At 68.6% G+C, this 13,731-nt stretch carries 9 protein-coding genes; 2 read left to right on the forward strand and 7 right to left on the reverse strand.

What is annotated here, in order from left to right; genetic code table 11:
• The first annotated feature begins 7 nt into the window (after positions 1 to 7).
• A complete protein-coding gene (locus HMPREF2581_RS17465; protein WP_003139649.1) occupies positions 8 to 1,231 on the forward strand; it encodes a DUF2235 domain-containing protein in 1,224 nt (407 codons plus the stop codon).
• 19 nt (positions 1,232 to 1,250) lie between these two features.
• Here the strand turns inward: HMPREF2581_RS17465 and HMPREF2581_RS17470 are convergent, their stop codons facing one another.
• The 7 genes from HMPREF2581_RS17470 to HMPREF2581_RS17500 form a co-directional block, all read right to left on the reverse strand.
• Complete coding sequence (locus tag HMPREF2581_RS17470; protein ID WP_003139648.1) at positions 1,251 to 2,306, reverse strand: copper resistance protein B; 1,056 nt, start codon at positions 2,304 to 2,306, stop codon at positions 1,251 to 1,253.
• Positions 2,303 to 4,123 (reverse strand): copper resistance system multicopper oxidase, encoded by a 1,821-nt coding sequence (locus HMPREF2581_RS17475; protein WP_003139647.1) that lies wholly within the window; start codon positions 4,121 to 4,123, stop codon positions 2,303 to 2,305. Before HMPREF2581_RS17475 ends, HMPREF2581_RS17470 begins: the two co-directional genes overlap by 4 nt.
• Before the next feature lie 148 nt (positions 4,124 to 4,271).
• On the reverse strand, positions 4,272 to 4,910 hold the full coding sequence (locus tag HMPREF2581_RS17480; RefSeq protein WP_003088740.1) for a YdcF family protein: 639 nt from the start codon (positions 4,908 to 4,910) through the stop codon (positions 4,272 to 4,274).
• On the reverse strand, positions 4,907 to 5,575 hold the full coding sequence (locus tag HMPREF2581_RS17485) for an HAD family hydrolase (RefSeq protein ID WP_003139646.1): 669 nt from the start codon (positions 5,573 to 5,575) through the stop codon (positions 4,907 to 4,909). The genes HMPREF2581_RS17480 and HMPREF2581_RS17485 overlap by 4 nt, the downstream gene beginning before the upstream one ends.
• A 1-nt stretch (position 5,576) precedes the next feature.
• Positions 5,577 to 6,740, reverse strand: a complete 1,164-nt coding sequence (locus HMPREF2581_RS17490; RefSeq protein WP_003109654.1) for an MFS transporter — start codon at positions 6,738 to 6,740, stop codon at positions 5,577 to 5,579.
• 43 nt (positions 6,741 to 6,783) lie between these two features.
• Positions 6,784 to 8,508 carry a carbamoyltransferase family protein gene (locus tag HMPREF2581_RS17495; RefSeq protein WP_003139645.1) on the reverse strand — a complete coding sequence of 575 codons (1,725 nt, stop codon included), beginning with the start codon at positions 8,506 to 8,508 and terminating at the stop codon, positions 6,784 to 6,786.
• Between the two features lie 179 nt (positions 8,509 to 8,687).
• The gene (locus HMPREF2581_RS17500; RefSeq protein ID WP_003139644.1) at positions 8,688 to 11,330 is read right to left on the reverse strand and encodes a TonB-dependent receptor; all 2,643 of its coding nucleotides are present in this window, start codon (positions 11,328 to 11,330) and stop codon (positions 8,688 to 8,690) included.
• A gap of 275 nt (positions 11,331 to 11,605) precedes the next feature.
• Here HMPREF2581_RS17500 and fusA point away from each other — a divergent pair, with 275 nt between their 5' ends.
• Positions 11,606 to 13,714, forward strand: a complete 2,109-nt coding sequence (gene fusA, locus HMPREF2581_RS17505; protein ID WP_003139642.1) for an elongation factor G — start codon at positions 11,606 to 11,608, stop codon at positions 13,712 to 13,714.
• The last annotated feature ends 17 nt before the right edge of the window (positions 13,715 to 13,731 follow it).

Raw genomic sequence — 13,731 nt, forward strand, 5'->3', positions numbered from 1 at the left:
GAGCCCAATGGACGATCTCTCCCCCGATTCCGCCTTGCCGCCTGCCGGCAGCGCCCAGGACAACGACGCGCCGCGCCAGTTGGTGGTCTGCATCGACGGAACCTCGAACCGCTTCGGCGACCAGCCGACCAACGTGGTGCGCCTGTACCGCTCGCTGTCGCGCGATCCGCGCAGGGTGCTGGCCTACTACGACCAAGGCGTCGGCACCTTCGGCCTGAAGGAAACCCTGTTCGAGTGGCAGAAGTTTCCCTCGCGGATCGCCGGCCTGGCCTTCGGCTGGGGGCTCAAGCGCAACGTCGAGGGCGCCTATCGCTTCCTCGCCGAGCACTACCGGCCCGGCGACCAGATATTCCTCTTCGGCTTTTCCCGTGGCGCCTACGCGGTGCGCGTGCTGGCCGCGATGCTGCGTGCGGTGGGCCTGATCGATGCGCACCAGCCGCACCTCTTCGACTACGCCTGGACCCTGCTCACCACCCGCATGCCGCCCCGCGCCGAAGACAAGCGGGCCGGCACGCGTCGCCGCGGGCCGGACTTCGGCCTGCTGGGACGCTTCCGCAAGGTCTTCGGCCGGCAGGTGAAGGTGCACTTCCTCGGCCTGTTCGACACCGTGACCTCGGTGGGCTGGGTCTACGACCCGCTGACCGTGCCGTATTCCTCGAACAACGAAATGGTCGACGTGGTCCGCCAGGCCCTGGCCATCGACGAATGCCGCTGCTTCTTCCGGCAGAACCTCTGGTTCGGCGAGAAGGACCGCAAGTCCGACGTGTTGCAGGTGTGGTTCCCCGGCATGCACTCCGATGTCGGCGGTGGCTATGCGCCGAAGGACTCGCGGCTGGCCCTGGTGGCCTTTACCTGGATGCTCGGCGAGGCGCTGGAGGCCGGCCTGCATGTCGACCCGGCGCGCAGCCGCGACCAGTTGCGCGCACGTTCGAAGCAGGGCCCGGACCCGACCGCGCCGATCCTGCCGGTGATGACCCGGCCCTGGCGCCTGGCCGAGTGGCTGCCGCTGCTGGTCTGGGACCGCCGCAGCGGCAACCGCGCCTGGCGCTGGTCGCGTGGCCGGCCGCGCTCGCGGCCGCTGGAACCGGTCGGGCAGGAAACCCGGGTCAAGCTGCACCGTTCGGTGCAGCGGCGGCTGGACGAATGCCCCGACTACCGGCCGTGCAACCTGCCAGCGCTGGAACGCTGCGACCTCATCGACGATTCGCCGTTGCTTGACGGCTACCGCTAGCGGTTGGCCGCGATCGCGTTCAGAACCACATGCGGATACCGGCGACGAAGCGCGCCTCGTCGTCGTCCTCGCCCTCGGCGCGGGCCAGGTCGGCGCTGTTGCCGTAGGAGCGGTTCCAGGTCACCCCGATGTAGGGCGCGAACTCGCGACGGATCTCGTAGCGCAGGCGCAGGCCCAGCTCGCTATCGGCAAGGCCCGAACCGATGCCGCGGGCGGGATCGCTCCTGCCGTACAGGTTGACCTCGGCGCTGGGCTGGAGGATCAGCCGGTTGGTCAACAGGATGTCGTACTCGCCCTCCAGGCGCAGCGCGCTCTGGCCGTTCTCGCCGAGGAAGGCGGTGACTTCCGCCTCGAAGTCGTAGAGCGCCAGGCCCTGCACGCCGAACGCCGCCCAGGTCTGCGGCGAGCCGGGCTTGAAATCCTGGCGCACGCCGGCGACCAGGTCCCACCAGGGACCGATGGCGTGCCCGAACAGCGCCTGGACCTCGGCGTCCTCGGTCTTGCCGTCGAGCCGTTCGCCTTCGCTGCGCAGCCACAGGCGGTTGATGTCGCCGCCGATCCAGCCGCTGGCGTCCCAGGCCAGCGCGCTGCCGTCGTCGGCGTCCTGGTATTCCAACTGGTCGAGCAGGAAGAAGCTGTTCAGCGCGCTGTCGTGCACCTTGTGCCCCTCCAGCGGCGGAAAGGCGGCACGGCGGTCGGCCTCGGTCGGCACCGGGATCGGCGTACGGCTCTGGCTGGGCGCGGCCTGCCCCGGAGGTTGCCGCGCAGCGTGGCTCATCCCCGGCATCCGGCCATGGTCCATTCCCTGGTGCTCCATGGGCTGTGCCGGGGCGGGCGATGCGGCGCCGTGGTCCATCCCCGGCATCCGGCCATGCCCCATCCCCTGGTGGTCCATGGGTTTCGCCGGGGCGGAGGTCCTCTGGCCGTGGTCCATGCCAGGCATCGCGCCGTGGTCCATGGCCGAGTGCTCCATGCCATTGTCCTGCGCGGCCTCGACGGGATTCGGCAGGCCCAGCAGCAGACCCAGGGCGAGGGCACCGCCGGCCAGGCGGGCGGGTTTCGGCTGGCGGCTCATGCGTTGTCTCCTTCGTCTACCCGCACTTCGCGGAACATGCCCATCTCCATGTGGAACAGCAGGTGGCAGTGGTAGGCCCAGCGCCCCAGGGCGTCGGCGGTGACCCGGTAGCTGCGGCGGGTGCCCGGCGGCATGTCGATGGTGTGCTTGCGCACCAGGAAGTTGCCTTGCTCGTCCTCCAGGTCGCTCCACATGCCGTGCAGGTGGATCGGGTGGGTCATCATGGTGTCGTTGACCAGGACGATCCGCAGGCGCTCGCCGTAGGTCAGGCGCAGCGGCTCGGCGTCGGAGAACTTGATGCCGTCGAAGGACCAGGCGAACTTCTCCATGTGCCCGGTCAGGTGCAGCTCGATGGTGCGCCCCGGCTCGCGGCCGTCCGGGTCGGCGAAGCGGCTGCGCAGGTCGGCGTAGGTCAGCACCCGCCGCCCGTTGTCGCGCAGGCCGAGGCCGGGGTCGGCGAGCTTCGGTGTCGGCGTCATGGTCTGCATGTCGACCAGCGGGTTGCCGTCCTCCGAAGCCGGATGGGACTGCATCGGCATGGCGCCCATGCCCATCCTGGAATGGTCCATGCCGCTCATGTCCATGCCGGCCATCTTCGAGTGGTCCATGCCGTTCATGTCCATGCCCGACATCTTCGAATGGTCCATCTCGCTGGCGGGCCTCGTCGCCGCGCCATGCCCCATGGCGCCGTGGTCCATGCCGCCCATGCCCATGTCGTCCATGCCGATCAGCGGGCGCGGATCGGGCGTCGGCACCGGCGCGCTAAGCCCTTCGGCCAGCGCCAGGGTGCCGCGGGCGTAGCCGCTGCGGTCCATGGACTGGGCGAAGAGGGTATAGGCGCGCTCGCCGCCCGGCTCGACGATCACGTCGTAGGTCTCGGCCACGGCGATGCGCAACTCGTCGACGCTGACCGGCTCGACGTGCTGTCCGTCGGCGGCCACCACGGTCATCTTCAGGCCGGGAATGCGGACGTCGAAATAGCTCATCGCCGAGGCGTTGACGAAGCGCAGGCGGAGCTTTTCGCCGGGGCGGAACAGGCCGGTCCAGTTGCCGTCCGGCGGCTGTCCGTTGAGCAGGTAGGTATAGGTGTAGCCGCTGACGTCGGCGAGATCGGTGGGACTCATCTTCATCTCGGCCCACATCTTGCGGTCGGCCAGGGTCGCGGCCCAGCCGTTGGCGCTGACGTCGTCGATGAAGTCGCCGACGGTGCGCTTGTGGAAGTTGTAGTAGTCGGACTGCTTCTTCAGCTTGGCGAGGATGCGCTGCGGCTTCTCGTCCGACCAGTCGCTGAGCAGCACCACGTAGTCGCGGTCGTAGCTGAACGGTTCCGGCTCGCGGGCGTCGATCACCAGGGCGCCGTAGACCCCGGCCTGCTCCTGTAGCCCCGAGTGGCTGTGGTACCAGTAGGTGCCGTTCTGCCGGACCTTGAAGCGGTATTCGTAGAGACCGCCGGGAGCGATGCCTTCGAAGCTGAGGCCCGGCACGCCATCCATGTTGGCCGGCAGGATGATGCCGTGCCAGTGGATCGAGGTGTCCTCGGCGAGGCGGTTGCGCACCCGCAGGGTCACGTTGTCGCCTTCGCGCCAGCGCAGGGTCGGGCCGGGCAGCGAACCGTTGATGGTCATGGCGGTGGCCGGCGAGCCGCTGAGGTTCACCGGGGTCTCGCCGATGAACAGGTCGAAACTGTCGCCGGCGAGCAGGTTCTGCTGGCCCGGCCCGGCCAGGGCCCAGGCCGGGGCGCGCCAGAGACCCAGTCCGCCGAGCAGACCGGTGGCGGCGAGGCCTTTGACGAAGGTGCGTCGCGAAGTTCTGTGCATCCGCTGGTTTCCACGCAGGTGGCAGGACGGACTGCGCGAGCCTGCGCAGCCGGGAGGTCGCGGCCCCGCCAGGGCGGTGCGGCGATGCGGACACCCTAGCGGCGCGCGCCTGTCGGCAAGCTGTGGGGAAGATTACAGAGCTGTCAGCTCAGCGCGGCGGGTTCACCAGGTGGCGGTCGAAACCCCGCGCCACCAGGCGTTCCCAGGCGTCCATGACCTGCGCCGGGATCGGGCAGGCGACCTGGAAGCCCAGCGCCGGGTAACGCATGATGCGGTCGAGGTCGCCAACCATCTCGTCGATCACCCCGAGTACGCCGACCAGGTTCGAGATGCCGTCGGGAAATGCGTAGTCGGGCGCATCCACGTGTCCCTCCAGCCCCGGCCAGCGGACCGGCAGGGTCAGCGCCACGCGGCGGATCGAGTTGGGCTTGGTGACGAAGGTCGCGCGGCGCAGGTCGGGGAACAGCTCGCGGGCGAAGGCGATGTTCTCGGCGAAGTTGGTCGCCCGCGGCTCGATCACGATGAGGCTGTCGCTTACCCCGCGTGCCCTGGCGTGGCGGGCGAACAGCTCGGCTTCCGGCTCGACCCAGAGATGGCGCGTCCAGTGCCCGGTGTTGCCGGTGAACAGCAGGCGTTCGGCGAGGCCGCGTTCGAGCAGTTCGCAGGCGTGGTCGCAGACCCGCAGGTCGTAGGAGCCGCATACCACCAGCAGTTCGCAGGGCACATGGCAGCGGCCCTGGCCGAGGAAGTCCCAGAGCAGCCGGGCATCTTGCAGGGTCGGGCTCATGGGACGCCAACGCTCCTCTCGCTGTCGGTCGTGGCGGGGTGCCGATGCTGGCAGTACAGCCGGTCGTCTTCGCGGACGATCCGCAGCTCGCGGAAATCCCGGACCGACCAGCGCGCGCCGGCGGCGAGCAGGCCGCTCTCCTCGCCGATCGCCACGCAGGTCGCGCCGGCGGCACAGGCTGCCTGCACGCCGCTGAGGGAGTCTTCGAACACCAGGCAGCGCGACGGTGCCACGCCGAGCCTGGCCGCGGCCAGGCGATAGCCATCCGGAGCCGGCTTGCCGTGGACCACGTCGTCGCGGCTGACCAGGGTGCGGAACGCCGCCTGCAGGTCGTGCTGGCGCAGCACGTGGTCGATGCGTGCCGGCCAACTGCTGGTGACCAGCGCCAAGGGCACGTCCAGCCAACGCAACTGGCGGATCACCGCGGCGACGCCGGGCAGCAGGGGACAGTCGGCGCCTTCCTCCAGCGCATCGACCCGTTGCTTGAGGATCCGCCGGCGCTCCATCGGCAGGTGGCCGAACAGATAGTCCAGGGTGTAGCCGCCCGGGCGACCGTGCACGTGGTCGCGCAGGCAGTCCGGGCCGAGCGCCACGCCCTGTTCGCCGGCAACCCGGCTCCAGGCCGCGGCGATGGCTTCGCGGGAGCTGATCAGGACGCCGTCCATGTCAAACAGAACGGCTGAAAACGCTAGTCGATGCATCTCGGGCACTCTGTAGGGCAAGCCAGACCAGGACCGCGCCGCCGAGGGCGAACAGCGCCATGATCAGATAGGACCACTGCGGCAGGCCTTCGTACAGCCAGCCGGCGGCCGGACTGGCGAGGCCCATGGGCAGCGCTACCGCCAGAGAGTAGTAGATTCCCTGGGTCAGTACCCGCGCGCTTTCCGGCGCGTGGTCGCGGATGTAGCGCATCACCGCGGCGTGGTAGGCGGCGAAGCTGAGGGCGTGCAGGCACTGGCCGAGGAGGATCGCGGCGAGATGTTCGCTGCCGGCCAGCAGGCCCCAGCGCAGCGCCGCGCAAAGGCTGGAGAAGAGCATCACCTGGAGCGCCGGGTGGCGGTCCAGGATGCGGTTGGAGACGGCGAAGAAGCTGATCTCGGCGATCACCGCCAGGCCCCAGAAGGCGCCGACCGAGAACGACGAGTAGCCCAGCGCCTGCCAGCCCAGCGAGGCGGTGGTGAAGTACAGCGAGTGGCTCAGCTGGATCATTCCCGCCGCGGCGATGGCCAGCAGCAGGGGGCGTTGCCGGAGGATCCCGCGCAGGTCGGGACGGCGCCTGGCGCCCGGCAGCGGCGAGTCCGGACGGCGCAGGCTGCGGCGACGGAGGAACAGGCAGGCCAGCGCGGTGAGCAGCATCGTCAGGCCGACCAGGGCGGGCACCAGTTGCTGGCCGAACCGACCGAGCAGCAGGCCGCCCAGGGTCGCGGTGAGGATGAAGGCCAGCGAACCGACCGCGCGTACCCGCCCGTAGTTCTGCAGGGCGGCCTTGTCGCGCTTGAGCAGGTAGGACTCGGTGAGCGGCAGCACGCTGGTCCAGAACGCGCCGTAGAGCACGCTCAGGGCGATGAACAGCGGCAGGCCCTCGGCCAGCTGGAACAGCAGGGCGCAGGCGCCGGCCAGGGCCGCCAGCAGGGTCGCCAGGCGCAACTGGTCGATGCGCCAGTCGGCCACGTAGGTCAGCGCCACCCCGGCGATCACCTGCGGCCAGTAGGCCGCGGCGATCAACAGGCCGATCTGGCTGGCGCCGAAGCCCAGGCTGGCCAGCCAGGTCGGCCAGAAGGGATAGATCAGCCCCTCGGCGGCGAAGTAGCCGGAAAAGATCAGGTACATGCCGGTTCCCGCGTCGCCGTGCCGGTTCGCTGCGGTTTGCGCCTCACTCGAAGCGCGCCCTGGCGAAGGCGTTCTCGCCCTTGCGCCAGACCAGCAGGGACTCGCCCAGCACCACCAGGTCGACCATGCCGTCCTCCAGCGCGCCGAGGGCGTCCTGCGGGGCGCAGACGATCGGTTCCTCGTGGCGGTTGAAGGAGGTGTTGATCAGCGCCGGCTGGCCGCTGCGGGCATGCCAGGCATGCAGCAGGGCGTGCATGAACGGATCGGCCTGCGGCCGGATGATCTGCGGCCGGGCGGTGCCGTCGACATGCACCACCGCCGGGCAGCGCTCGCGGAAATCCGCATGGCAGTCGTAGGTCATGGTCATGTAGTCGGCCGCCACCTGGTCTTCGCGCCAGCCGATGTAGCAGCCCTCGGCGTGCTCGACCGCGGTGACCGGGGCGAATGGCATGAACTCGGTGCGTTCCATGCGCTGATTGAGCCAGTCGTTGGCGCTGGCATCGCCGGGATGGTAGACGATGCTGCGGTTGCACAAGGCGCGCGGACCGAACTCCATGCGGCCCTTGAACATGCCCAGCACCTGGTTTTCCCGCAGCGCTTCGACCAGCGTCTCGATCAGGTTGGCTGGCCGGCTGTAGGCCAGCTGCGGGTACTGGCTGGCGATCAGCTCGGCATTCTGCGCGGCGCTGCGCGCGTCCGGCCCGAGGGCCATGCTCGGCGCCGGGAAGCGCGTACCGTTCTCGCGATAGGCCACCGCCACCGCCGCGGCCAGGGCCAGGCCGCCGTCGCCCATGCAGGGCAGCACGTAGACATCGCGGACCCCGGGGATCTCGCGCAGGCGCTGGTTCAGCTTGACGTTGCCGAACACCCCGCCGGCCAGGCACAGGTTGGCGCAACCGGTGCGCGCCACGTGCTGCCGGGCGATGGCCACCAGCAGGTCTTCGGAGTGCCGTTGCGCGGCGGCGGCGACATCCGCCGGGCGTTCCGCCGCGCAGCGTTGCAGCAGCGGATCGCTGTAGCCGTCGTAGGAGGGCAGGTACAGTTCGCCGCAGCGGGCGCGCAGGCGGCCGTTCTCCAGGCGGATCATGTCGTTCATCAGCGGCAGCAGCTTTTCCGCGTCGCCGAACGCCGCCAGGCCGGTGATCTTGCCTTCGTGGCGGTTCGGCTTGAAGCCGAGCAGGCGGGTGATGCGCCCGTAGAAGTAGCCCAGGCTGTCGACGCTGGTCTCGCGTTGCAGGACCGTCTCGCCGCCGTCGGCGCGGTAGTGGGTGACGGTGAGCGACTGGAAGTCGCCGCGGCCGTCGCAGGTGAGGGTCAGCGCCTCGTCGAACGGCGAGCAGACGAATGCGCCGAGGGCGTGGCATTCGTGATGGTCGATGTACTCGACCTTGCCGCGCAGGCCGTTGGCGCGGACGAAGGCATCGAATTCGCCGCGCTTGGCCTTGTCGTTGGCCATCTCGTCGGCGATCCGCTTGCGCAGGTGCGGCAGGCCCTCGGGACGCTCGCGGGTTTCCTCGAGGACCCGGTCCAGGTAGAGGTCGAGGTGCCGCCCGGCGTCGAACCCGGCGTTCCAGCCGTAGGCGATGCGGTCGATGTCGGCCAGGTCGATGCCGGCCTCGCCGAGCACATAGTCGATGGAGCGGCTCGGCCAGGCCTTGTGGTCCTTCTGGCGGGTGAAGCGCTCCTCGCTGGCGGCGGCGACGATCCCGCCGTCGCGCACCAGGCAGGCGCCGGCCAGGTCGTTGTTGGTGATCCCGAGAATGATCATGCGGTGTCCTCTTGCGCGAACGGGTGGGGGGCGAGAGGCGTAATAGGTTGCATGGCACCGGGAGCCCAACAACCTGCCAGATCTGGTCGCCTGCGAAATCTGGCAGGGCTACCGGATCTGGTAGCTGGACAGCCGTCGACGGGCTTGCCGGCCATACCGGCCGGGCGCCCGCGCCGGCATCAGAAGCTGTAGCTGAGGCGGCCGAACAGGATGCGCCCGTAGGGATCGGTGTAGCGCGGGTCGTAGCCGCTCTGGAAGGTGTAGGTCTGGTTGCTGAACGGCGGTTCGCGGTCGAACAGGTTCTTCACCCCGAGGGTCAGCCCCAGCGCATGGCTGAGGCGGTAGCTGCCGGCCAGGTCCCAGAGGTTCCACGAGCCGACCCTGCCGTGGCTGGCGCGATCGTAGTCGTTGTAGCCGCTGGTGTAGCGGTTGCTCAGGGTGGCCTGCCAGGCGTCGCGGCTCCAGGTGGCGTTGGCGACGTGCTTCCAGCGGGCGATCACGCCGACGCCCTGGAAGTCGCCGACGTTGTCCAGGTACTGGCCGCCGATCTGCTGCTGGAAGTCGTAGCGGGACACGTAGGTGCCTTGCAGGTCGAGCCCGAACTGCCCGTAGCGGCTGGCCGGGAAACGATAATCGAGGCTCAGGTCGACGCCGCTGGTCTTCACTTTGCCGAGGTTGGCCAGTCCGGTGACGACGTGATCGATCGAGCCGTCGGCCTTGCGCACGATGCGTCCGGCGTAGGCCTGCGGGTCGGCGAAGATCGCCGCTTCGGGAAACTCGGCGATCTGGTTGGCGATCCTGATCCACCAGAAGTCCAGGCCGACGGAAAGGTCGCGCAGCGGCTGGTAGACCAGGCCCAGGGTAACGTTGCGCGCGGTTTCCGGTCGCAGGTCGGTGTTGCCGCCGGTGGCGTTGTAGAACTGCTGGGCGCAGTCGCGGTTGGCGATGCCGCCCTGGCTCGGCTGGCCGCCGGCGCACAGGCGTGGGTCGTCGTAGTTGGCGCTGGTATAGGTGGTGAAGGTCGGGTTGTACAGTTCGTACAGCGACGGCGCGCGGAAACCTTCGCTGTAGGCGCCGCGCAGGACCAACTGGCGGAACGGCTGGAAGCGGAACGAATATTTCGGGTTGGTAGTGCTGCCGAAGTCGCTGTACTTGTCGTGGCGGATCGCCGCGCTGAGTTCCAGGCTGTCCAGCACCGGCACGTTGAGTTCGGCGTACTGCGCCTTCAGGTTGCGCTCGCCGCTGACCGTGGCGGCGGGATCGACGCCGAGGCTCTGCACGTTGCCGGCGAAGTCCTGGATGTCCTGGTGGAACGCTTCCTTGCGGAATTCGCCGCCCAGCGCCAGGGCCGCCGGCCCGGCGCCGAACCAGTCGCCGATCTCCCGGCTGGCGCGGGCGTCCAGGCCCTTGACGCGGCCGACCGAGGTACGGAAGTCGCCGCTCAGGGCATGGCTGCCGAGGTAGGCGAGGCCGGCGTCGGTCTGCGGCCCGAACGGGTTCAGCGTCCCGTTGGCGATGCCGAGGGCGGCGGCGCGATCGTCGACGTAGCCGCTGTGGATATGGTCGACCACCTTGTTCTGGTTGTACGAGGCGCCGATATCGTAGTCCCAGCCGGCGAACTGGCCGTCGAAGCCGAGCAGCAGGCGCTGGCCGGTGTTCTGCGAGGATTGCAGGCGTGGCCCGAGCACGCTCTGCCGCCAGTTGACCTCCACCGGCCGGCTCGGGTCGAGGACGAAGCCGCCGGGACCGGGAGTGATGCCGTTGCCGGGATAGAAGGCGGTGCCGGGATCGATCTGCAGGCCGGTGAGGGTCCCTGGGCCGACCTGGGTAGCGTTGTCGTTGCGCGACCAGAAGTACTCCAGGCTGACGTTGTGCTCGTCGGCCAGCTTGCCGGTGGCGCGGCTGAACACCGAGGTCTTCTCGGTTTCCGGCACCAGGTCGAGGTAGCGCCACAGGCTCTGCCGGCAGATGCCGTTGCGCGGGATCAGGTCGGCGCCCTTGCAACCGCCGGCGGCCAGCGGATTGCTGGCGTTGGCGCCCTGGCTCCAGTTGCCGGGGAAGGCGGTGCCGGAGCTGTAGTCGAGGCCGCGTCCCGGCTGGTAGTTGTAGGTGTAGCCGCGGTCCTTGGCGCCGAGGCGTTCCTGCTTGTCGTAGTTGGCCACCGCGAAGACATTGAAGCGATCCTCCTCCAGCTCGCCGAAGCCCCAGCTAGCGCTGACGTTGCGCTGGTTGCCGCCGCCGTCCTGGGTGGGGGAGGCGTAGCCGCTGTCGACGCGGCCTTCGTTCAGGCTCTTGCGGGTGATGAAGTTGATCACCCCGCCGATGGCATCGGTGCCGTACAGTGCGGAGGCGCCGTCGCGCAGCACCTCGACCCGGTCGATGGCGGCGAAGGGAATGGTGTTGAGATCCACGGCGGAGCCGTCGATGGCATTGTTCGCCAGACGCCGGCCGTTGAGCAGCACCAGGGTCTTGTTCGCGCCGATCCCGCGCAGGTCGGCGAACGAGGCGCCGCCGGTGGCGCTGCCGACCGAGCGACTGGAGTTGTATACGCCCTGGTTGCCGGAAAGCCGGCCGATCAGTTCCTCGGTGCTGGTCACGCCCTGTTGGCGCAGCTCCTCGGCGCGCAGGACGCTGATCGGCACCGCGGTTTCCGCATCGACCCGGCGGATCGCGCTACCGGTCACCTCGATTCGTTGCAACTGGACCGTGGGCGGGTCGACAGGCGCCTGTCCCTCCGCCGCGGCGGCGCTGCTGGGAGCGAGCTGCAGGGCCAGCAGCAGGGCGGCGCCCAGCGGCGGGTCGGTGTGGAGCGATCGGTGCATGGTCGGGGCATCCCTTGTTCCGGTGTGTCCAGGGATGTCCGTCGAGCCGGGGGATTTTCCAGGGACGGCTTAGACCTTTGCGCCATGAGTTTATGTCCGCTGGGAACAAGCCCTGCCGTTGCGCCTTTCATCGGCGGGCCGGAGCGGCAGAACCAGTCCCCTCTGCCGAGGTCGAAAAGCAGGCGTCGCGGCGGTGCTGTGGCGTCCTTTCTTCAGCTACATTTTTCTTTCAGCAGTCGTTCCCATCATCCAGGGCAGCACCCAAGGGGCAGATCATGGCTCGCACCACTCCCATCGAGCTTTATCGCAACATCGGCATCGTCGCCCACGTCGACGCCGGCAAGACCACGACGACCGAGCGGATCCTCTTCTACACCGGCGTCAACCACAAGATGGGCGAGGTCCATGACGGCGCGGCGACCATGGACTGGATGGTCCAGGAGCAGGAGCGCGGCATCACCATCACCTCGGCGGCGACCACGGCCTTCTGGCAGGGCTCGACCAAGCAGTTCCCGCACCGCTATCGCTTCAACATCATCGACACCCCCGGCCACGTCGACTTCACCATCGAGGTGGAGCGCTCGCTGCGCGTGCTCGATGGCGCGGTGGTGGTGTTCAGCGGCGCCGACGGGGTCGAGCCGCAGTCCGAGACGGTCTGGCGCCAGGCCAACAAGTACCATGTGCCGCGCCTGGCCTACGTGAACAAGATGGACCGCCAGGGCGCCGATTTCCTCCGCGTGGTCGCGCAGATCAAGCTACGCCTGGGCCATGTCCCGGTGCCGATCCAGCTGGCGATCGGCGCGGAGGAAAACTTCAGCGGGCAGATCGACCTGGTGAAGATGAAGGCCATCTACTGGAACGATGACGACCAGGGCACCAGCTACCGCGAGGAGGAGATCCCGGCGGAGTTGCGGGCGCTGGCCGAGGAGTGGCGGGCGCACATGGTCGAGGCCGCCGCCGAGGCCAACGACGAACTGATGAACAAGTATCTGGAAGGCGAGGAACTGAGCATCGAGGAGATCAAGGCCGGGCTGCGCCAGCGGACCCTGGCCAACCAGATCGTACCGGCGGTGCTCGGCTCCTCGTTCAAGAACAAGGGCGTGCCTCTGGTGCTCGACGCGGTGATCGACTATCTCCCGGCTCCGTCGGAAATCCCGGCGATCAGGGGCACCGACCCGGACGACGAAGAGAAGCACGACGAGCGCCATGCGGACGACGACGAGCCGTTCTCGGCGCTGGCGTTCAAGATCGCCACCGACCCCTTCGTCGGCACCCTGACCTTCGCCCGTGTGTATTCCGGGGTGCTGACTTCCGGCGATGCGGTGCTCAACTCGGTGAAAGGCAAGAAGGAGCGGGTCGGGCGGATGGTGCAGATGCACGCCAACCAGCGCGACGAGATCAAGGAAGTGCGCGCCGGCGACATCGCCGCGCTGATCGGCATGAAGGACGTGACCACCGGCGACACCCTGTGCGCCATCGACAAGCCGATCATCCTCGAACGCATGGACTTCCCCGATCCGGTGATCTCGGTGGCGGTGGAACCGAAGACCAAGGCCGACCAGGAGAAGATGGGCATCGCCCTGAGCAAGCTGGCCCAGGAAGACCCGTCGTTCCGCGTGAAGACCGACGAGGAGACCGCGCAAACCATCATTTCCGGGATGGGCGAGTTGCACCTGGACATCATCGTCGACCGCATGCGCCGCGAGTTCGGCGTCGAAGCCAATATCGGCAAGCCGCAGGTGGCCTATCGCGAGACCATCCGCAACACCTGCGAGATCGAGGGCAAGTTCGTCCGCCAGTCCGGCGGCCGCGGCCAGTTCGGCCATTGCTGGATCCGCTTCGCTCCGGCCGACGAGGGGCAGGAAGGCTTGGAGTTCCACAACGAGGTGGTCGGCGGGGTGATTCCCCGCGAGTTCATCCCGGCGATCCAGAAGGGCATCGAGGACCAGATGCAGAACGGTGTGCTCGCCGGCTACCCGCTGATCGGCCTGAAGGCGACGGTGTACGACGGCTCCTACCATGATGTCGACTCCAGCGAGATGGCGTTCAAGATCGCCGCCTCGATGGCCACCAAGCAACTCTCGCAGAAGGGCGGAGCGGTGCTCCTGGAGCCGGTGATGAAGGTCGAGGTGGTGACCCCGGAGGACTACATGGGCGACGTGATGGGCGACCTCAACCGCCGGCGTGGCCTGATCCAGGGCATGGAGGATACCCCGGCGGGCAAGGTGATCCGTGCCGAGGTCCCGCTGGGCGAAATGTTCGGCTATGCCACCGACGTGCGCTCGATGTCCCAGGGGCGCGCGAGCTACTCGATGGAGTTCGTCCGCTATGCCGAGGTACCGGCCAGCGTGGCCGAGGCGATCGTCGCCAGGCAGGGCCGCTGAGAGCCGCCGCGCGCCGC

Origin of the sequence: Pseudomonas sp. HMSC057H01, assembly GCF_001836405.1 — a bacterium.
In the GTDB taxonomy this organism is placed as follows: domain Bacteria; phylum Pseudomonadota; class Gammaproteobacteria; order Pseudomonadales; family Pseudomonadaceae; genus Pseudomonas; species Pseudomonas aeruginosa.

What these genes read in the sequence shown, in the direction of transcription:
- HMPREF2581_RS17465 (WP_003139649.1), top strand. Translation starts at nt 8, where the DNA reads ATGGACGATCTCTCCCCCGATTCCGCCTTGCCGCCTGCCGGCAGCGCC.
- HMPREF2581_RS17470 (WP_003139648.1), bottom strand. Translation starts at nt 2,306, where the DNA reads ATGAGCCGCCAGCCGAAACCCGCCCGCCTGGCCGGCGGTGCCCTCGCC.
- HMPREF2581_RS17475 (WP_003139647.1), bottom strand. Translation starts at nt 4,123, where the DNA reads ATGCACAGAACTTCGCGACGCACCTTCGTCAAAGGCCTCGCCGCCACC.
- HMPREF2581_RS17480 (WP_003088740.1), bottom strand. Translation starts at nt 4,910, where the DNA reads ATGAGCCCGACCCTGCAAGATGCCCGGCTGCTCTGGGACTTCCTCGGC.
- HMPREF2581_RS17485 (WP_003139646.1), bottom strand. Translation starts at nt 5,575, where the DNA reads ATGGACGGCGTCCTGATCAGCTCCCGCGAAGCCATCGCCGCGGCCTGG.
- HMPREF2581_RS17490 (WP_003109654.1), bottom strand. Translation starts at nt 6,740, where the DNA reads ATGTACCTGATCTTTTCCGGCTACTTCGCCGCCGAGGGGCTGATCTAT.
- HMPREF2581_RS17495 (WP_003139645.1), bottom strand. Translation starts at nt 8,508, where the DNA reads ATGATCATTCTCGGGATCACCAACAACGACCTGGCCGGCGCCTGCCTG.
- HMPREF2581_RS17500 (WP_003139644.1), bottom strand. Translation starts at nt 11,330, where the DNA reads ATGCACCGATCGCTCCACACCGACCCGCCGCTGGGCGCCGCCCTGCTG.
- fusA (WP_003139642.1), top strand. Translation starts at nt 11,606, where the DNA reads ATGGCTCGCACCACTCCCATCGAGCTTTATCGCAACATCGGCATCGTC.